General features: G+C 72.9%; 19 protein-coding genes. 8 read left to right on the top strand and 11 right to left on the bottom strand.

Annotated elements, in window-relative coordinates:
- Positions 1-3: 3 nt before the first annotated feature.
- Both BQ6202_RS11490 and BQ6202_RS11485 read right to left on the bottom strand, forming a co-directional pair.
- Positions 4-447 carry a hypothetical protein gene (locus BQ6202_RS11490; RefSeq protein ID WP_072314568.1) on the bottom strand — a complete coding sequence of 148 codons (444 nt, stop codon included), beginning with the start codon at positions 445-447 and terminating at the stop codon, positions 4-6.
- A gap of 147 nt (positions 448-594) precedes the next feature.
- Positions 595-1,914 (bottom strand): cytochrome P450, encoded by a 1,320-nt coding sequence (locus tag BQ6202_RS11485; RefSeq protein WP_072314567.1) that lies wholly within the window; start codon positions 1,912-1,914, stop codon positions 595-597.
- A 329-nt stretch (positions 1,915-2,243) separates the two neighbouring features.
- On the opposite strand from BQ6202_RS11485, the gene BQ6202_RS11480 reads away from it, so the two are divergent.
- The gene (locus BQ6202_RS11480) at positions 2,244-3,836 is read left to right on the top strand and encodes a DEAD/DEAH box helicase (protein WP_083587238.1); all 1,593 of its coding nucleotides are present in this window, start codon (positions 2,244-2,246) and stop codon (positions 3,834-3,836) included.
- A 208-nt stretch (positions 3,837-4,044) separates the two neighbouring features.
- Here BQ6202_RS11480 and BQ6202_RS11475 read toward each other — a convergent pair whose 3' ends face one another.
- On the bottom strand, positions 4,045-5,016 hold the full coding sequence (locus tag BQ6202_RS11475; protein WP_072314566.1) for an ROK family protein: 972 nt from the start codon (positions 5,014-5,016) through the stop codon (positions 4,045-4,047).
- Positions 5,017-5,078: 62 nt separating this feature from the next.
- Positions 5,079-6,566, bottom strand: a complete 1,488-nt coding sequence (locus BQ6202_RS11470) for an MDR family MFS transporter (protein ID WP_072314565.1) — start codon at positions 6,564-6,566, stop codon at positions 5,079-5,081.
- A 100-nt stretch (positions 6,567-6,666) separates the two neighbouring features.
- On the opposite strand from BQ6202_RS11470, the gene BQ6202_RS11465 reads away from it, so the two are divergent.
- The 3 genes from BQ6202_RS11465 (at position 6,667) to BQ6202_RS15020 (ending at position 9,300) form a co-directional block, all read left to right on the top strand.
- A complete protein-coding gene (locus tag BQ6202_RS11465; RefSeq protein ID WP_072314564.1) occupies positions 6,667-7,296 on the top strand; it encodes a TetR/AcrR family transcriptional regulator in 630 nt (209 codons plus the stop codon).
- 3 nt (positions 7,297-7,299) lie between these two features.
- The gene (locus tag BQ6202_RS11460) at positions 7,300-8,103 is read left to right on the top strand and encodes an endonuclease/exonuclease/phosphatase family protein (RefSeq protein ID WP_072314563.1); all 804 of its coding nucleotides are present in this window, start codon (positions 7,300-7,302) and stop codon (positions 8,101-8,103) included.
- Positions 8,104-8,166: 63 nt separating this feature from the next.
- Positions 8,167-9,300 carry a pyroglutamyl-peptidase I family protein gene (locus BQ6202_RS15020; RefSeq protein WP_083587234.1) on the top strand — a complete coding sequence of 378 codons (1,134 nt, stop codon included), beginning with the start codon at positions 8,167-8,169 and terminating at the stop codon, positions 9,298-9,300.
- Between the two features lie 222 nt (positions 9,301-9,522).
- On the opposite strand, the gene BQ6202_RS11445 is transcribed toward BQ6202_RS15020, so the two are convergent.
- From BQ6202_RS11445 to BQ6202_RS11435, 3 genes are read right to left on the bottom strand one after another with little or no spacing between them, the layout of a single operon-like run.
- Positions 9,523-10,185, bottom strand: a complete 663-nt coding sequence (locus BQ6202_RS11445) for a YdeI/OmpD-associated family protein (protein ID WP_072314562.1) — start codon at positions 10,183-10,185, stop codon at positions 9,523-9,525.
- A 33-nt stretch (positions 10,186-10,218) separates the two neighbouring features.
- The gene (locus BQ6202_RS11440) at positions 10,219-10,530 is read right to left on the bottom strand and encodes a transcriptional regulator (protein ID WP_072314561.1); all 312 of its coding nucleotides are present in this window, start codon (positions 10,528-10,530) and stop codon (positions 10,219-10,221) included.
- The gene (locus BQ6202_RS11435; RefSeq protein ID WP_072314560.1) at positions 10,527-11,009 is read right to left on the bottom strand and encodes a hypothetical protein; all 483 of its coding nucleotides are present in this window, start codon (positions 11,007-11,009) and stop codon (positions 10,527-10,529) included. Before BQ6202_RS11435 ends, BQ6202_RS11440 begins: the two co-directional genes overlap by 4 nt.
- A gap of 181 nt (positions 11,010-11,190) precedes the next feature.
- On the opposite strand from BQ6202_RS11435, the gene BQ6202_RS11430 reads away from it, so the two are divergent.
- The 3 genes from BQ6202_RS11430 to BQ6202_RS11420 are packed head-to-tail and all read left to right on the top strand — an operon-like array spanning position 11,191 to position 13,204.
- Positions 11,191-12,126, top strand: coding sequence for an ATP synthase subunit B family protein (locus BQ6202_RS11430; protein WP_072314559.1), 936 nt, complete (start codon positions 11,191-11,193; stop codon positions 12,124-12,126).
- On the top strand, positions 12,123-12,599 hold the full coding sequence (locus BQ6202_RS11425) for a phage holin family protein (RefSeq protein ID WP_234946201.1): 477 nt from the start codon (positions 12,123-12,125) through the stop codon (positions 12,597-12,599). The genes BQ6202_RS11430 and BQ6202_RS11425 overlap by 4 nt, the downstream gene beginning before the upstream one ends.
- Positions 12,596-13,204 (top strand): DUF3618 domain-containing protein, encoded by a 609-nt coding sequence (locus BQ6202_RS11420; RefSeq protein WP_072314558.1) that lies wholly within the window; start codon positions 12,596-12,598, stop codon positions 13,202-13,204. Before BQ6202_RS11425 ends, BQ6202_RS11420 begins: the two co-directional genes overlap by 4 nt.
- Positions 13,205-13,266: 62 nt before the next feature.
- Here BQ6202_RS11420 and BQ6202_RS11415 read toward each other — a convergent pair whose 3' ends face one another.
- Entirely contained in the window at positions 13,267-14,316 is a 1,050-nt protein-coding gene (locus BQ6202_RS11415) for a threonine aldolase family protein (RefSeq protein WP_072314557.1), read from the bottom strand.
- Between the two features lie 192 nt (positions 14,317-14,508).
- Here BQ6202_RS11415 and BQ6202_RS11410 point away from each other — a divergent pair, with 192 nt between their 5' ends.
- On the top strand, positions 14,509-14,919 hold the full coding sequence (locus tag BQ6202_RS11410) for a hypothetical protein (RefSeq protein ID WP_072314556.1): 411 nt from the start codon (positions 14,509-14,511) through the stop codon (positions 14,917-14,919).
- Between the two features lie 83 nt (positions 14,920-15,002).
- Here BQ6202_RS11410 and BQ6202_RS11405 read toward each other — a convergent pair whose 3' ends face one another.
- Genes BQ6202_RS11405 through BQ6202_RS11395 form a run of 3 tightly spaced genes read right to left on the bottom strand, consistent with a single transcriptional unit; the run spans position 15,003 to position 16,989 of the window.
- A complete protein-coding gene (locus BQ6202_RS11405) occupies positions 15,003-15,722 on the bottom strand; it encodes a hypothetical protein (protein WP_072314555.1) in 720 nt (239 codons plus the stop codon).
- 11 nt (positions 15,723-15,733) lie between these two features.
- Positions 15,734-16,633, bottom strand: a complete 900-nt coding sequence (locus BQ6202_RS11400; protein WP_143143722.1) for an ATP-binding cassette domain-containing protein — start codon at positions 16,631-16,633, stop codon at positions 15,734-15,736.
- Entirely contained in the window at positions 16,630-16,989 is a 360-nt protein-coding gene (locus tag BQ6202_RS11395; RefSeq protein ID WP_072314553.1) for a GntR family transcriptional regulator, read from the bottom strand. The genes BQ6202_RS11400 and BQ6202_RS11395 overlap by 4 nt, the downstream gene beginning before the upstream one ends.
- Positions 16,990-17,090: the final 101 nt, after the last annotated feature.

The following is a 17,090-nucleotide window of genomic DNA, read 5'->3' as shown; positions in this document are numbered from 1 at the left end:
CCGCTAGTACGAACCGCCCGGTCCGCCCAGGTTGATGATCGCGTTCGGAGAGTTCGACTGGTGCATGGCCGCCAGCGAGGGGCCGTCGTCGACCAGGCGCCGATAGCCGAGCCATCCGAGCACGATGCCGACCGGCACCAGCGCGATGAGCACGATGACCAGCACCAGCTCGCCCGTCGAGCCCGCGGTGCCCATGAAGAAGGTCGCCATCGGGTCGAGCGTCGTGTCGCGCACGGCGCGGGCGGTCGGCAGCATGCGCGAGCCGAGCCCGATGAGGCCGACAGCCACGGCGGCGATGCCCGCGACGAGCATCGCGATGCCGAGGGTCGAGCGGCGCCTACTCGGCCGCTCGCTCGCACGCCCGACGACCATCGGCGCCGCCTCCGGTGCCGTGCGCTGGTGGAGCGGCTCGCGCTCGCTCGCCGGCCGGTCGTCGGTGTGTGCCATGGCGAGCTCCTTCGTCCGTCATGCCGCGGAGTCGTCGGTCAGCGATGGTCGCCGCCAGGCGCCCCTGGTCTGGCCCCAGGCTAGCCGGGGCCGCAGGATCCGGCCAGGGAGCGGTCCACAGGCGACGGCGATCTCACCGCACGAGCGTCAGTGGAACGGGCACTTCGCCTGGGACTGGGTCGACGACGAGGGGTCGGATGCGCTGCGCACGCGACCGCCGGAGGCCGGCTTCGTGGGCAGCCGCCGGCGGTTGACGTCGAGGCCCTCGCCGAGGATCCGCACCCGCGGGTCGCTGAGCGCCGCGACCGCCGCAGCGAGCCCGGCGATCGCGATCTTCTCGCCCGGGCAGCGGTGACCCGTGGCGGGGTGGCCGCCACCGTGCGGGATGAACTCGGGGATCGACTCCCAGTCGTCACGGCCGACGAAGCGCTCCGGGTCGAACTCGCGCGGTCGATCCCACGCCGCCTGATCGTGGTTCGTGCCCTGGATGTCGAGGAACACGCGGTGCCCGGCCGGCAGCCGCTCGCCGTCGAGCTCGACCTCGGTCAGCGTCTCCGCGGGCAGCATCGGCACGAAGGGCGCGGTGCGTCGCAGCTCCTGCGCGAAGGCGACCGCGAGCGGCCCCTCCGTCAGGCTGCCGCGCTCCGCGGTCTCCGCGGCGATGCGCGCTCGCCACTCGGGGCGCTCGTGCAGCTCCTTCGCGGCGAAGGCGACGAAGCGGGCGACGGCGATCATCGGGCGCAGCACGTTCTGCAGCTCGACGCCCGCGAGCTTTGGCTCCAGCAGCTCGCCGTCCGGACCGCGGTGCCAGGCCCAGGCATGCAGCGCCGAGCCCTCCGCAGCCTCGACGGTGCCGGCCCGCACCGCTGCGATCAGCTCCCTCGCGTGCCGGTCGCACCAGTGGCGGTTGAGCACGGCAAGCACGAACTCCGGCGAGTAGGGCACGCCGAAGCCGTCGACGATCTGCGCCTCCCTCGCCGCCCAGCGCGTCTTCGCCGCCGCGGTGCCCGGCAGGCCCGCCCAGCGCATGATCGCTCGGCCCAGTGCGCCGACCGCCGCGTCGTAGGCCGAGCGCTCGCCTCCGGCTGCCCACGCCTCCACCTCGCTGCGCCACTCCCGCTCGAGGTGCGGCAGCAGCCGCTCGACCTGCTCGTCCTCGTACGCGACGTCGAGGAACGTCGCCTTGCGGTGCTTGTGCTCGGCCCCGTCGAGCGAGTGCACCGAGCCGTGCCCGAACAGCGTCTCCTGGACGAACGCCGGCATCGCGCCGTGCCGGCGCATCCGAGCCTCGTCGTAGAACAGCTCGACGCCCTCGCGGCCGCGCACCAGCAGCCCGTCGTCGAGCAGCAGGCGCATGGGGATGGCGCGCGCCGTGGCGCTGCGGGAGCGGCGCCAGACCGAGCGGGTGAAGTCGTAGCCGCGCAGCACGAAGGGGATGGTGTCGTCGGCAGTCGGGGAGTGCGTCATGGAGGTCGTCCTTCCGTCACCCTCGACGCTAACGAGACCGCCTGACCGCGCCCCGAGCGTCCCCGAGCCCTGCCGGTGTCAGACCCCACCTGCTACGATGGAGGCACTGCGCGAGCAGGGCATCGCTGCCAGCTCGCCTGCGTCGTTGAACGCTCCTCTCTCCATCCGAGATCCTCGGGTGTCGATGAACCTTCCACGGCGAACGATCGCGGCCACCGCCGCGCTCGCCGAACTGCGTCGACGCATCCACCCATCCCGGGTCCAGCACGGGCCCGACCGCACGAGTGTGCGGACCAGGATGCGCGCGCACGCTCACAGAAAGAGCAACCTTGACTGACACCACCACCCCTCAGGTCACCACGACCTTCGCCGAGCTCGGCGTGCCCGCCAAGCTCGTCGCCGCGCTGAGCGCCGCAGGCCGCGAGCGCCCGTTCCCGATCCAGGCGGACACGCTCCCGGACACCCTCGCGGGACGCGACGTGCTGGGCCGCGGCAAGACGGGCTCCGGCAAGACGCTCGCCTTCTCGATCCCGCTGGTCGCCCGCCTCTCCGGCGACCTCGCCGGCGGCGGTCGCCGCAAGGGCCTGCCGCTCGGCCTGGTGCTCGCACCGACGCGCGAGCTCGCCACGCAGATCGCGACCGAGATCGCGCCGCTCGCGAAGGCCGCAGGCCTCACCGTCACCACCATCTTCGGCGGCGTCTCGCAGCGCCCGCAGGAGACCGCGCTGCGCAACGGCGTCGACATCGTCGTCGCGTGCCCCGGCCGCCTCGAGGACCTCATGAACCAGGGCATCGCGTCGCTGCAGGCGATCGAGATGACCGTCATCGACGAGGCCGACCACATGGCCGACCTCGGCTTCCTGCCGGTCGTCACGAAGATCCTCGACAAGACGCCCAGCTCTGGCCAGCGCCTGCTGTTCTCGGCCACGCTCGACAACGGCGTGGACAAGCTCGTCAAGCGCTTCCTCACGAACCAGGTCATGCACTCGGTCGACGAGGCGAACTCGCCCGTCGCCGCGATGACGCACCACGTCTTCGAGGTCGCCGACTCCGACAAGAACCTGCTCGTGCGCCGCCTGGCCTCGGGCGAGGGCCGTCGCATCCTCTTCACCCGCACCAAGCACCAGGCGAAGAAGCTCGCGAAGCACCTGACCGCATCCGGCATCCCGGCCGTCGACCTGCACGGCAACCTGTCGCAGAACGCCCGCGACCGCAACCTGGCGGAGTTCTCGGCCGGCACCGTCCGCGTGCTCGTGGCCACGGATGTCGCGGCCCGCGGCGTGCACGTCGACGACGTGCAGCTCGTGGTCCACGTCGACCCGCCCATGGAGCACAAGGCATACCTGCACCGCTCGGGCCGCACGGCACGCGCTGGCTCGGCCGGTGACGTCGCGACGGTGATGCTGCCCTCGCAGCGCCGCGACACGATGGCGCTGCTGCGCAAGGCCGACATCAAGGCGCCGGCGCAGATCGTCACGGCCTCGTCGGATGCGGTGGACGTGCTGGTCGGGCCGTACGCGCCCCACGTGGCGCCGGTCCCCGGCGGCCCGGGCTCGGGCAACGAGCTGCCGCAGCAGCGCGGTGGCGGCTCGTCGCAGGGTGCGAACGCGCGCCGCAAGCGCGCGTCGCGCGATGGAGTCGCGGGCTCCGGTGCCCACGGTGCCGGCGGCGGCGAGGCTCGCGCCGAGCGCCCCCGCAAGGATCGCTCGGGTCGCCCCGAGACGAAGCAGCGCCAGCAGGCACCTGCGGCCGGCGGCCGTGGCGGTCAGGGCGGCCGCGGCGGCCAGGGCGGCGCTCGCTCGCCGCGTGGCGGCTCGTCGGTCGCGTGGTCGTCGGGCGGTGGCGGCTCGCTGCAGGACGGCCAGCCGAGCGGTCGCTCGGGCGGCGGCCAGCGCCGCGCCCCGCGCCGCGCGCAGGGCTGACCCCTCGAAGCACTGCACAGCGCCCCTCCGGTCCGCCGGAGGGGCGCTGCCGCTGTGTCGGGCGCCTCCCGCCCCTGCGGCGTCGGGCCCCTCAGAGTTGCAGCGTTCGGTCGGCTGAGCGGCAGCGGGACGACCATTCGCTGCAACTCTGAGAGGCCGCCGCGCGGCAGGGGGGACGTGGCGCGTGGGGCGTGGGGCGCGGCGCTCCTCAGCGCGGCGACGCGGCGAGCACGGCGGCGCCGATCGCCGCGGCGTGGCCGCCCAGCTGCGCGAGCACCAGGCGGCGCGGCTGCGGCACGCCCTGCAGCGGCGCGTGCTCGGCGAGCTCGCGCTCGATGACCGGCAGCAGCAGGTCGGCGCACGCCAGCATGACGGTGCCGCCGAGCACGACCACCTCGGGATCGAAGGCGGGCAGCAGCCGCCGCAGCCCCGCCGCGACCGCCCATCCTGCATGCGCCATCGCCGCGAGCGCTCGCTCGTCGCCCGCGCGGGCGGCGGCGGCGAGGTGCGCAGCCGTCGGCACTCCGTCCGGCGCGAGCGCCACGGCTGCGGGCACCGATGCCGCCTCGCGGCGCAGCGCGTTGCCGCCCGCGAAGGCCTCGAGGCAGCCGTGCGCGCTGCACGAGCACAGCGGCCCCGCCTCGAGCACCGTCACGTGGCCGAGCTCAGCGCCGAGGCCGTTCGCGCCGATGAGCGGTCGGCCGTCGGCGACGTACGCGCCACCCACGCCGGTGCCGAGCGCGATCAGGATCGACGACGACGCATCCGCCGCCGCGCCCATCGCCGCCTCGCCGACGAGGTAGCCGTTGGCGTCGTTGTCGATCGTCACCGGCATGCCGAGCCGCTGCTCGAGCATGGCCCGCACCTGCGCGTCGCGCACGCCGAGGTGCGCCGCCCAGATGACGGTCTCGCGGTCGCGCGTCATCCACGCCGCGATCGCCAGGCCGACCGACTCGACCGGCGGGTGTCCGGCTGCCGCGAGCTGCTCGTCGAGCTCGCGCACCGCGGCCTCGACCGCGTCGGCCAGCGACTCGGGGCCGTGGATGCTGTGGGTGCGGTGGCTGCGCGCCAGCACGTCGTCGAGGGTCCACGGGGGCGGCGCGCTGCCGCTCCCGCCGCGCGCGGCGAGCGCGACGCCCGCGATCTTCGTCCCGCCAACATCGAGGCCTGCGATCGTCACGGGCCAATCCTGCCGTACCGGCGCATCCGCACCGCACCGCTTCGCGCAGGAGCGCTCGCGGCCTAGCGGACGAGGTCCTGCGTCTCGGCGTCGGCGGACGCCGCCGGCTCCTCGGGTCGGCGCACGAAGCACGCGATGACGATCGCGAGCAGCGAAGCGACCGCCCCGGCGACGAAGGCGAGGTGGATGCCCTGGCCCTGCGCCGCGATCGGGTCGAGTCCCGCGTCGGCCGCGTTCGCCGCGCCGACCGACATGATCGTGACGAAGACCGCCGTGCCGAGCGCGCCGGCGAACTGCTGCAGCGTGCTCGTGATCGCGCTGCCGTGCGAGTAGAGCCGTGGCGGCAGGGAGCCGAGCGCGCTCGTCATCAGCGGCGTCATCATGAGGGCGAGGCCCGCGCTCAGCGTGACGTGGGCGAGCACGACGCCCCAGATCGGCGTCGCGTCGCTGACGAGCGCGAGCAGGAGCAGGCCGGCACTGAGGACCACGGCGCCCGGGATGACGAGCGGGCGCGGCCCGACCCGGTCGAAGAGCGCGCCGATGAACGGCGCCGCGATGCCCATCAGCAGCGCGCCGGGCAGCGTGACGAGGCCGGTGTCGAGCGGCGTGAGGCCGCGCACGTTCTGCAGGTAGAGCGGCAGCAGGATGAGCGCCCCGAAGAGCGACGCCATCGCCACGAGCAGCAGCACGATGCCGATCCAGAACGGTCGGTAGGTGAAGGTGCGCAGGTCGAGCATCGCCGCGTCGCTGCGCTGCAGGCGCAGCTGCCGCCAGACGAAGAGGGCGAGCGCGACCGCGCCGACCGCGATGGCGACGGCGGGCAGCAGGCTGCTGCCGTGGCCGCCGGCCGCCTCGCCGATGCTGCCGAGCCCGAAGAGCAGGCCGCCGAAGGCGGTGGTCGAGAGCAGCACGCTCACGAGGTCGAAGCGGCCGCCGCCGGGTGCGCTGCCGCCGCGGATGAGCGCGGCGCCGACGAACAGCACGAGCGCCGCGATCGGGAGGACGACGAGGAAGACGGCGCGCCAGCCGGCGAGCGTGATGACGAAGCCCGACAGCGGCGGGCCGAGCGCCGGCGCGACCGAGATGACGATCGCCATGAGGCCCATCATGCGGCCGCGGCGCTCGGGCGGCACCGAGCTGAGGATGGTCGTGGTGAGCAGCGGCATCATGACCGCGGTGCCGGCCGCCTGCGCCACGCGGGCGACGAGGAGCACCCAGAACGCGGGTGCGAACGCCGCGATGCCGGTGCCGATGGTGAAGAGCACGAGCGCGGCGATGAAGATCGCGCGCGCCGAGAAGCGCTGCAGGAGGAAGCCGGTCATCGGGATGACGATCGCCATCGTCAGCATGAAGATCGTCGTCAGCCACTGGCCGGCGCCGGCGGTGACGCCGAAGTCCTGCATCACGGCCGGCAGGGCGACGCCCATCACCGTCTCGTTGAGGATCATCACGAACGCGCCGGCGACGAGCGTGCCGATCAGTGCCGCGATCCGCCTCCGCTGCCCGGCATCGTCGACCTGCTCAGCTTCGCGCTGCTCGACCGTGGTCATCGCACTCTCCCTCTTCTGCCTGGCACGAGCATCCGTTCGTGTCAGTGACTGCCAGTATATGCATGAACCGCCGCTTTCGTCTGCCTGGTACGTTTCGTTCATGACCCGTTCACCGACGCGCGACCTCGCACGGCGTGCCGTGCAGCGGGAGATCGCCGAGGTGGCCGAGCGGCTGTTCCTCGAGCGCGGCTACGAGTCGACCACCGTGCAGGACGTGGCGGAGGCGGTCGGCATCTCGCAGCGCACGTTCTTCCGCTACTTCGCGACCAAGGACGAGGTGCTCTTCCTGCACTTCGATCGCACGGCGCACACCGTGCTGGAGGCGATCGACGAGCGCCCGCTCGACGAGCGGCCGTGGGAGACGCTGCGCGTCGTGATCCGCGAGGCCATCGCGCAGAGCAGCCCGCAGGCCGAGGGTGAGTGGGCCGCGAAGGTGCAGCGCATCGCCGAGGGCGCGCCGGTGCTGACGGGGATCCTGCTGAACCGCTTCTCCAAGCTCGAGCAGGAGGTGACCGAGCGGCTGCTGGCACGCGCGCAGGCCGCGGGCGGCCGCCCCGCCGCGGTCGAGGATCTCGTGCGCCATCGGGCCCTGGTCGGGGCGGCCTTCGCCGGGCTGAACGCCGTCACCCGCGAGAGCGAGCCGCGCGGCATGCCGCTCGCCGAGCGCCTGCGACTGCTCGACGTGGTGTTCGCGGCACTGCGACCCGCCGACGGCTCGCCCGGCGACTGACCCATGCGCCTGGCGACCTGGAACCTGCAGCACGGCGTGGCGCGGGCCGACGGGCTGGTCGACCCCGACGCCCTCTCGCAGGCGATCGCGGTGCTCGACGCCGACGTGCTCGCGCTGCAGGAGGTCGACCGCGGCCAACCGCGATCGGGCTCGCTCGACCTCACCGCGCTCGCCGCCGAGGCGATGGGCGCGACCGCCTGGCGGTTCCATCCGACGCTCATCGGCGACCCCGCGCGGTCGTGGCGGCCGGCCGACGACGCCGACCTCGATCAGACGCCGCACGCCTACGGCATCGCCCTGCTCTCGCGGCATCCGGTCGTGCGCTGGCACACGCTGCGGCTCGAGCCGGCGTCCTCGTTCCGCGCACCTGTCGTCGACGTGCGGTCGCGCTCCGTGCACTGGATCGACGACGAGCCGCGCGCGGCGATCGCGGCGACGATCGACGCGCCGCTCGGCCAGATCACCGTCGCGAGCGCGCACCTCACGTTCGTGCCGGGCGCCAACGCTCGGCAGCTGCGGCAGGTGCTGCCGTGGCTGCGCACGCTGCCCGGCCCGCGCATCCTGCTGGGCGATCTCAACTTGCCGCGCGCGCTCGTGCGCGCCGTCGGAGGAGCCGGCAGCACGCTGCTCGCTCGCGGCGCCACCTATCCGATGCCGAGTCCGCTCGTGCAGCTCGACCACGCGCTCGGCATCGTCGACGACGCGGCCGCGCTGCCGCCGTCGAGGCAGCTCGCGGTCGAGCGGCCGGTGGTCTCCGACCACCTGCCCGTGCTCGTGCAGCTCGGCCACGGCGCCGGCGAGCGATAGCCGCTGGCTGGGGCGGCAGCCGCGGTGAGGCCGCTCCCGGCCGGCCCCGGCAGGATGGAGCGCATGAAGATCCTCGTGACAGGCTTCGAGCCCTTCGGCGGCGACCCCGAGAACGCGAGCATCGAGGCGGTGCGGCGACTCGCGGCGGCCTGGGCCGCCGACCCGCAGGCCGGGGTCGAGCTGGTCACCGGCGAGCTGCCCGTCTCGTTCGCTGCAGCCGGCCCTTCGCTCGCGGCGCTCGTCGAGCAGCACGCTCCGGATGCGGTGCTCGCGGTGGGCGAGGCCGGTGGCCGCGCCGCGATCACGCCGGAGCGCTGGGGCGTGAACGAGGACTTCGCGTGGATCCCCGACAACACCGGCGGCCAGCCGCTCGGCTCAGCGATCGACCCCGCCGGCCCCGCGCGTCGGGGATCCGGCTTCGAGGTCGACGCCCTGGTCTCCGCGGTTCTGGCGGTCGGCCTGCCCGCCGACGTCAGCGACGACGCGGGTCGCTTCCTCTGCAACCACATCGCCTACCGCGTCGCAGGTCTGCCGGTGCCGGGCGGCTTCGTGCACGTGCCCGCCGTGCGCACGCGCGGCGCCGCCACCGTCGGTGCCGAGACCGACGCGGATGCGCCGGCACGCGCATCCGGCATCACGCACGAGGGCAAGGGGCTCACCTTCGACGACCTCGGGCTGGCGCTCGCCGCGATGGTGCGGGCGATCGCGGAGGCGCGAGCGAACCGGCCGTCGACGCGCGAGGTCGGGCGGGTGGATCGCGCGTCGACCGTGGTGGCCGCCGCCGCCGGGCAGGTCTACGCGGCGCTGCTGGACCCCGCCGCGCTGGAGGCGTGGCTGCCGCCGGAGGGGGCTGTCGGCCGCATCGAGTGGGCTGGCGCGCACGAGGGCGGCGGGTTCACGATGGAGCTGCGGTTCGCAGCTCCGGTCGACGCCAAGACGGGCGAGGACACCGACGTGTCGCGGGTGACGTTCGCGGAGCTCGTGCCCGGGCGCCGCGTCGTGCAGCGCGTGGTGTTCGACTCGGGTCAGGAGCGCTTCGGCGGCGAGATGACGATGACGTGGGTGCTGGAGCCCGTCGAGGCGGGCACGCGCGTGACGGTCGCTGCGACAGGGGTGCCGGAGGGCGTGTCGCAGGCTGATCACGAGCTGGGGCTGGGGTCGTCGTTGGCGAAGCTGGCGCGGTATCTGGGGGCGTAGCGGGTCTTGCGGGGCTTGGTCTCGTGACGCGTGCCGAGCTGCGCCCGGCGCGCTCCTCGACCTGCGGGGGGCGTGCCGGGCTGCGCGCGGCGCGCTCCTCGACCTGCGGGGGGCGTGCCGGGCTGCGCGCGGCGCGCTCCTCGACCTGCGGGGCTCGACCGGCGGGGGCTTGCCGGGCTGCGCCCGGCGCGCTCCTCGACCGGCGGGGCTCGACCGGCGGGCTCAGCCGGCGGCGGCGGCTGCGGCTGCGGCCCGCTCCACCCAGCGGGGGGTGGCGCCGTAGCGCTGCGGCGGGATGAGGCGGCCGGCAGCCGAGTCGACGGCCAGCTGCTCCGCGCGCTGCTGGCGGGTCTCCTCGCGCTTCGCGCCCAGCACCCAGCCGATGGCGGTGCGGCGATAGCTCGCGGTCGCCTCCGCCAGGAACGCCACCGCGGCCGGGCTCGCGTCGACGTGGCGCTGCAGCTCGGGCGGCAGCGACTCGGGGTTCGTCTCGTAGGTGTAGATGGCCGTCCTGTCCTCCCGGCGGGCCTCGTAGGCCGCGATGCCGGCCGGGCGCATCCGCCCCTCTGCCGTCAGCCGCGCGATGTGCGCGACGTTGACAGCAGACCAGTTCGAGCCCGTCTTGCGCGGGGTCCAGCGCTGGCGCCGCGCGTCGTCATCGACCTTCTGCGAGAGCGAGTCGATCCAGCCGAAGCACAGCGCCTCTGGCACCGCCTCGGCCCACGTGAGGCCGCGCGGCGAGACGTGCTTGGCGTTGAGGCCCATCCAGAGCTCGGTCGCGGTCTCGTGGTGCGCCTCGAGCCAGGCGCGGAACTCGGCCGCGTCGCGGAAGAACACCGCGGGCCGCTCGTCGCTGCCGCCTGGTGTGCCGATCTGCTGCTGCATGCAGTCAGCATGCCAGCAGCCGCCCACGCGCGATCAGTCGCCGCCGGCGATCTCGGCGAGCGCAGCCAGGTGCCCCTCGAGCGCGGCCCTGCCGCTCGGCGTGAGCGAGACCCAGGTGAGCCGCCGAGCATCCGCGCGCTGCAGCGACGGCTCCTTGCGCACCGAGGCGAGCCCCGCATCCGTCAGCACCTTGAGGTTCTTCGACAGGTTCGCGTCGGCGATGCCGAGGGTGTCGCGCACGACCCCGAACTCGAGCTCGTCGACACGCCGCAGCAGGCCAGCGATGCGCAGCCGCACGGGGGAGTGGATCACCTCGCTGAAGGCCGGCACGACCTTCGCGCTCATGCCGGCGCACTGCCGTTCTGACCGAGCTCGCCGCGCAGCCGCGCGTCGTAGGCGCGGCCGAGCACGACGGTGAGCGCCCCGGCCACGACTGCCGGGATGAGCGACCACCACGGCGACACCTCCGTGAACTTGATGGCGAGTCCGCTGAGCATGCAGACCACCATGACGGTGATCATCGCGCTGAGGATGCGTCGGCTGCGTGGCCCGGCCGGCCGGCTCGTCGCGACGCCGTAGCGGCGCTGGTAGGCGATCGTGACCAGCACGAGGCCCACGACGGCGATGGCCAGCACGATCAGCGAGGCTGGACCGGGGATCGCCGTCGACACCACGAAGATCACGACGAAGAGCGCCACGACGGGGTGGTACCAGGGCGGCGTGACCACGCGCTCGGCGAGCGCGGCGCCATCGCTGTCGAGGTCGCGCAGCGCCTCGCGCGCTTCATCAGGGGTGAGGGCGGATGCGGCGCCATCGTTTTCCATGTCGGCAAGTCTACGAGCGACTTGCCCGAGTGGCAAGTCTCTTCGTCGCCGCCGCGTGGGCGCTCGCAGCACGGTCTGCTCGGCGCCGACGCGAAGCGACCTCGGAGGCCACACTCAGCATTGGGGTACAACATCGGCGGCAGCGGGGGAATCCTCCCGCGTCAACAGGATTGGATGACTCATGACCGACGCATACCAGCCCAATGACCCGCTCGCCCGGCCCACCGGCACGCCACCGGAGGCAGACGCGGTGTTCGCCGCTCCGACCGTGCCGGCCGCAGGCGAGCCCTTCTCCACCGGCACGACCGGTCCGAGCGGCAGCAGCTCCTCCTCGGGCGTGAAGGACACCGCCAAGGAGGAGGCCGCGAACCTCGGCAGCTCCGCCAAGGACGCAGGCCAGCGCGTCGCGGGCACCGCCAAGGACGAGGCCAAGAACGTCGCCGGAGAGGCGAAGCACCAGGCCAAGCAGCTGCTCGACACCACGATGCAGGAGGCCCGCGAGCAGGCGTCGACGCAGCAGCGTCGCGCTGCCGAGGGCATGCGCACCGTGAGCGACGACCTCCGCTCGATGGCCTCGGGCGAGGGCGCCAGCGACGGCATCGCGCAGCAGATCGTCACACAGGTCGGCGACCGCGTCGAGGCAGCAGCGGGCTGGCTGAACGACCGCGAGCCGGCAGACCTGCTCGACGAGCTCAAGTCGTTCGCCCGCCGTCGCCCCGGCACCTTCATCGCCATCGCCGGCGTCGCAGGCCTGCTGGTGGGCCGACTGACGCGCGGCCTCATCGCCGACGCGAAGGATGAGCACGGCAGCTCGAGCACGACCGGTGGCAGCGGCTACCCGAGCAGCGGCGGAGCCCACGCGGCCGGCGGCTCCTCGACGGATGGCTACTCGAGCAGCACCCCCGGCACCGGCGGCTACTCGACCGGCTCTGCAGGCACCGTCGGCGGTGCGGGCGCAGGGCCTGGCGTCGTGACGGATGTGCCCGGCACCGGCTACGCGGCCGGCTCGGGCGTCCCGACCGCAGGCGACAACGAGCCGTGGACGGGCGACACCGTGCCCGGCGACATGCCCGGCGGCCCCTCGACCGGTACCCGCCCGGAGGAGCGCGGACTGTGAGCGGCTCCGAGATCCCCACCTACGGGAGCAACGCGCCCCATGTGGATCCGGCCGTCGCCGCAGCCACGAACGACGCGGAGCGCCGCGCGGCCGGGCAGTCGGTGGGCGACATCGTCGGCGAGCTGATGCAGGACGTCTCGACGCTCATGCGCGACGAGATCGCCCTCGCGAAGGCGGAGGCGACGGAGCAGGCGAAGCGCGCGGGCAAGAGCGCCGGCATGCTCGGCGGCGCCGGCTACGCAGGCCACCTCTTCGTCGTGCTGCTGTCGTTCGCGCTCGCGTTCGCCCTCGGCGACCTCTTCGACCACACCGCCTGGGGCTTCGTCGTGGTCGCGGTCCTCTGGGCCGTCGTCGCCCTCGTCCTCTACCTGCAGGGTCGCAAGGCCCTCGCGAAGGTCGAGCCGATGCCCAAGACGGTCGACTCCGTCAAGCACATCCCTGACGCACTGCACACCAAGGAGGAGAACCGATGAACGAGACACCCGAGGAGATCCGCGCGCGCATCGACCGCACGCGAGCCGAGGTGAGCGGTGACGTCGACGCGCTCGCCGAGAAGGTCTCGCCCAGCAGCATGGTCGACCGCCAGACGACCCGCGCGAAGGCTGCGCTGGGCGACGTCAAGGACAAGCTGTTCGGCAGCGACGACAACCACGGCTCCGGAGCGATCGGCCGCGTCGGCGACAACGTGCAGGGGGCGGTCGGCCAGGTCGGCGACAGCGTGCACCACGCGACCGACAGCGTCGCGCGCAAGGCGAAGGGCAACCCGCTCGCGGTGGGCCTGATCGCCTTCGGCGTCGGCGCGCTCATCGCCTCGCTGATCCCCGCGAGCGACCAGGAGAAGCAGGCCGCTGCCAAGGTGAAGGAGAGCGCGCAGCCCCTCGTCGACGAGGCGAAGGACGTGGCCAAGGAGGCCGGCGAGCACCTCAAGGAGCCCGCGCAGGACGCCGCGCAGTCGCTCAAGGAGACGGCGACCGCCGCCGGCCAGAACATCAAGGGCGAGGCGCAGGGCGCCGCAGACGACGTGAGGTCGGATGCGCAGGACGCGCAGCAGCGCGTGCAGGACCAGGCCAAGCACTGATCTGATCCGTCAGCGAGCAGGGGCCCCGGCGATCGCCGGGGCCCCTGCTTCGTGCGCGCCGCCTACGCGCCGACGGCCTGCCGCACGGCCGCCGCGAACGCATCCACGTCTGCCTCGGTCGTGTCCCACGTGCACATCCATCGCACCTCACGGGCGGATGCGTTCCAGTCGTAGAAGAAGAACGCGTCGCGCACCGCGTCTGCGACACCTTCCGGCAAGCGCGCGAAGACGCCGTTCGACTGCGTCGGGTAGGCGAACTCGACCCCCGGCAGCTGCTCGACGGCGGCGCGCAGGCGCGCCGCCATGGCGTTCGCGTGCGCAGCGTTGCGCTCCCACAGGTCGCCCTCGAAGAGCGCGATCAGCTGCGCGGAGATGAAGCGCATCTTCGATGCGAGCTGCATGTTGAGCTTGCGCAGATAGACGAAGCCCTCGCCCGCCCTGGCCGAGAGCACGACGACGGCCTCGGCGCCCATCGCGCCGTTCTTCGTGCCGCCGAGCGAGAGGATGTCGACCCCCGCATCCGTCGTGAACGCCCGGAAGGGCTGCCCGAGCGCGACCGCCGCGTTCGACAGCCGCGCGCCGTCGAGGTGCAGCAGCATGCCGCGCTCGTGGGCGTGGTCGGCCAGCGCGCGGATCTCGTCAGCGGTGTAGAGCGTGCCGAGCTCGGTGGATTGGGTGATGGAGACCGCGAGCGGCTGCGCTCGGTGCTCGTCGCCCCAGCCCCACGCCTCCTGCTCGACGAGCTCGGGCGTCAGCTTGCCGTCGGGGGTGTCGACAGTGAGCAGCTTCATGCCGCCGACGCGTTCGGGGGCACCGCCCTCGTCCACGTTGATGTGCGCGCTCTTCGCGGCGATCACCGCGCCCCAGCGGGGCAGCAGCGACTGCAGCGCGACGACGTTGGCGCCGGTGCCGTTGAAGACCGGGAACACCGCGGCCTGCTCGCCGAAGTGGCCGCGCACGACCCGCTGCAGGTGGGCGGTGTAGTCGTCGGCACCGTAGGCGGTCTGGTGGCCGCCGTTGGCGGCGACGATGGCGTCGAGCACCTCGGGGTGCACCCCGGAGTAGTTGTCGGAGGCGAAGCCGCGGCGGTCGGAGTCGTGGAGCGTCTGCACGTGACGATCCTCGCAGACGTGGCGGGCGCGGCGGCGAGCGGCGGGCGGATGCGGGGCGCAGATCTCGGGGTACGGGTCTTCAGGCGGGCGGTGCACAATGGCGGCAGCACCACCAGCACGACGACGTGCGGGGCAACCCGTGTCGAGACCGCGGCGCCAGCCGGCGCAGCTTCCAGCGGAACGGAGCAGCAGATGGATCACCACGAGAACTCGCAGCACGACGGGACGACCGACCACGATCACGCGCACGACCACACGCACGACCACGCGCACGACCACGACCACGACCACGACGGCGCTGCGTCGCCGGCGGACGGCACCGGCCCCTCGGATGCGGGTCGGGGCTCGCCCGTCGAGGGCGCGGCCTCGCCCGTGCACGGCCTAGGTGCCTCGATCGACGGCGAGGGCTCGCCGGTGCAGGAGGCAGAATCGCCCATCCACGGCCTCGGCGCCTCGGGCGCGAGGGGCGGGGGGCCGCACGAGGGCTCGCCCGTGCAGCAGGCGGAGTCGCCCGAGCACGGCACCGGCGCCGCCACGATCGACGTGGGCCAGCACGACGCGGACGGCGACGAGCACCCGGATCAGGCAGACCCGCTCGGCTGAGCCGACGCATCCGACCGACCGACGAGAGCAGAGAGCCCGCCCCGCGTCTGCGGGACGGGCTCTCGTGCTGCGGGCGGGCGATGTCAGCGAGCCTGCGCCCGCCGCACCAGCGTGAGCCACACCGCGGCGCCGATCAGGGCGAGGGCCGCTGTCACGCCCATCCAGGGCAGCCAGCCCATCGCGAGGATCTCGAGGCCGGTGCTGCGGAAGCCCTCCGAGAGCATGAAGCCGGCGCCGATGGCAACGGCGACGACCGCGAGGCTGCTCCAGAAGACCCAGAGGAACGGCTGGCCCCAGCGGTGGAACGCGGTGGTGATCGCGGCGCCGACCAGCATCACCATGATGATGAGCAGGAAGGTCTGCAGCAGCGTCTGCCACCACTCGCCGAGCCCCGTGTAGACGACGTCGAAGAAGCGGATCGAGAGCCCGAAGCCGCCGGTGGCGACCTCGATCACCTTGCCGATCGTGATGATGGCCGCGTAGAACACGGCGTTGCCGAGGAAGACGAGCGTGGTGCCGGCCGCGAACTCGCGGCGGCTGAGGCCGAGGCCCAGCGCGAGCGGGAAGTACTGCCCCATCGCGGTGAATCCGAAGCCGATGAGCGGGCCGAGCAGGGCGAAGATCGCGCCGTTGTACTGCATGCCCGTGTTCATGCCCTCGCGTGCCTCGGGGCCGCCGAGGTTGCCGACGAGCGCGCCGATGGCGAGCACGATGGCGAGCGAGAAGCACATGATGAGCAGCGGCCAGCCGAAGGCCTGCATCTTGTTGACGGTGTGGAGCTGGACGACGTTGCGGATGCGCATGACGACTCCTCTCAGACGATCGCGCGGTCGGCGCGGTCAGCGGCCGTGGCCGCGTTGGCGGTGGTCAGGTGCACGAACAGCGCCTGCAGGGAGACCTGGCTGATGTCCAGGCCGGCCTCGCGGGCGGCGAGCTCGTCGCCGTCTCGCGGGGCGAAGGTGGCGGTGGCCAGCGTGCCGAGCACCTTGCGCTCCAGGACCTCGCGGCCCGACAGGAACGCATCCACCGTCGTCGCCCTGCCCGACACCGTGATGGCCGCGTCGTGCAGGTCGTCGGTGTCTGCCTCGAGCAGCACCTTGCCCTGATCGAGGATCACGATGTGCTCGAGCAGGTTCGCGACCTCGTCGATGTGGTGGGTCGAGAGCACGATGGTGCGCGGATGCGCGGTGTAGTCGGCGAGCAGGTCGTCGAAGAACATCTGGCGAGCGACCGCGTCGAGCCCCAGGTAGGGCTCGTCGAAGAAGGTGAGCGGTGCGCGGGCGGCGAGGCCGATCACGATGCCGATGGCCGAGAGCTGGCCGCGCGAGAGCTTCTTGATCAGGCGCTTGACCGGCAGGCGGTACTGCTCGACGAGCCGGTCGGCGTACGCCTGGTCCCAGTTCGGGTAGGCGCCCGCGGCGATGCGGAGCACGTCGATGGCACGGAAGGTGTCGGGGTACTTCTGGCTCTCCTGGATGAACGCCGTCTGCGAGAGCACCTCGACGTTCTCGACCGGGCTCGCGCCCAGCACCTGCATCTCGCCGCCGGTCGCGAAGACCTGGCCGGTCAGCAGCTGCATGAGGGTGGTCTTGCCCGCGCCGTTGCGGCCCAGGAGGCCGTGGATGCGGTGCTCCTCGAGGCGGATCGAGACGCCCGAGAGCGCTGCCACCTCTGGATAGCGCTTCGTGAGCTCGGTGGTGACGACGGCGCTCATCGCGATGCCTCCTTCGTGATCATGCCCGCGAGCTCCTCGGCGGTGATGCCGAGCTGTGCTGCCTCGCGGAGCAGCGGTGCGATGTACTGGTCCTGGAATGCGAACTTGCGGCGCTGGCGAAGTGCCTCGCGGGCGCCTGGAGCGACGAACATGCCGATCCCTCTCCTCTTGATGAGCACATCCGCGTCGACGAGGAGCCCGAGGCCCTTGCCGGCGGTTGCGGGGTTGATGCGGAGGAAGGCGGCCAGCTCGTTGGTCGAGGGGACCTGGCTGTCTTCCCTGTAGGTGCCGTCGAGGATCCCGTCCTCGATCTGTTCGGCAACCGCTTGGAAGAGCGGCTTGCTCTCGTCGAGCATGACTGCCTCCTGGGGGTCTGGACCGAGCTGCGCATCTCGCTCCGTTGGTTCATTACTCCACTAATGAACCATGCAAGCGATGCGGTGTCAAGCGATTCGCG

It is taken from the genome of Agrococcus sp. Marseille-P2731, from assembly GCF_900117395.1.
Taxonomy (GTDB): domain Bacteria; phylum Actinomycetota; class Actinomycetes; order Actinomycetales; family Microbacteriaceae; genus Agrococcus.
Note: the sequence above shows the minus strand (reverse complement) of the source record. Positions and strands in the feature narration are given on the sequence as shown.

Bases quoted from the DNA above. Each gene is read 5' to 3' on its own strand.
- BQ6202_RS11490 (WP_072314568.1), bottom strand. From the start codon at position 447: ATGGCACACACCGACGACCGGCCGGCGAGCGAGCGCGAGCCGCTCCAC.
- BQ6202_RS11485 (WP_072314567.1), bottom strand. From the start codon at position 1,914: ATGACGCACTCCCCGACTGCCGACGACACCATCCCCTTCGTGCTGCGC.
- BQ6202_RS11470 (WP_072314565.1), bottom strand. From the start codon at position 6,566: ATGACCACGGTCGAGCAGCGCGAAGCTGAGCAGGTCGACGATGCCGGG.
- BQ6202_RS11465 (WP_072314564.1), top strand. From the start codon at position 6,667: ATGACCCGTTCACCGACGCGCGACCTCGCACGGCGTGCCGTGCAGCGG.
- BQ6202_RS11460 (WP_072314563.1), top strand. From the start codon at position 7,300: ATGCGCCTGGCGACCTGGAACCTGCAGCACGGCGTGGCGCGGGCCGAC.
- BQ6202_RS15020 (WP_083587234.1), top strand. From the start codon at position 8,167: ATGAAGATCCTCGTGACAGGCTTCGAGCCCTTCGGCGGCGACCCCGAG.
- BQ6202_RS11445 (WP_072314562.1), bottom strand. From the start codon at position 10,185: ATGCAGCAGCAGATCGGCACACCAGGCGGCAGCGACGAGCGGCCCGCG.
- BQ6202_RS11440 (WP_072314561.1), bottom strand. From the start codon at position 10,530: ATGAGCGCGAAGGTCGTGCCGGCCTTCAGCGAGGTGATCCACTCCCCC.
- BQ6202_RS11435 (WP_072314560.1), bottom strand. From the start codon at position 11,009: ATGGAAAACGATGGCGCCGCATCCGCCCTCACCCCTGATGAAGCGCGC.
- BQ6202_RS11430 (WP_072314559.1), top strand. From the start codon at position 11,191: ATGACCGACGCATACCAGCCCAATGACCCGCTCGCCCGGCCCACCGGC.
- BQ6202_RS11420 (WP_072314558.1), top strand. From the start codon at position 12,596: ATGAACGAGACACCCGAGGAGATCCGCGCGCGCATCGACCGCACGCGA.
- BQ6202_RS11410 (WP_072314556.1), top strand. From the start codon at position 14,509: ATGGATCACCACGAGAACTCGCAGCACGACGGGACGACCGACCACGAT.
- BQ6202_RS11405 (WP_072314555.1), bottom strand. From the start codon at position 15,722: ATGCGCATCCGCAACGTCGTCCAGCTCCACACCGTCAACAAGATGCAG.
- BQ6202_RS11400 (WP_143143722.1), bottom strand. From the start codon at position 16,633: ATGAGCGCCGTCGTCACCACCGAGCTCACGAAGCGCTATCCAGAGGTG.
- BQ6202_RS11395 (WP_072314553.1), bottom strand. From the start codon at position 16,989: ATGCTCGACGAGAGCAAGCCGCTCTTCCAAGCGGTTGCCGAACAGATC.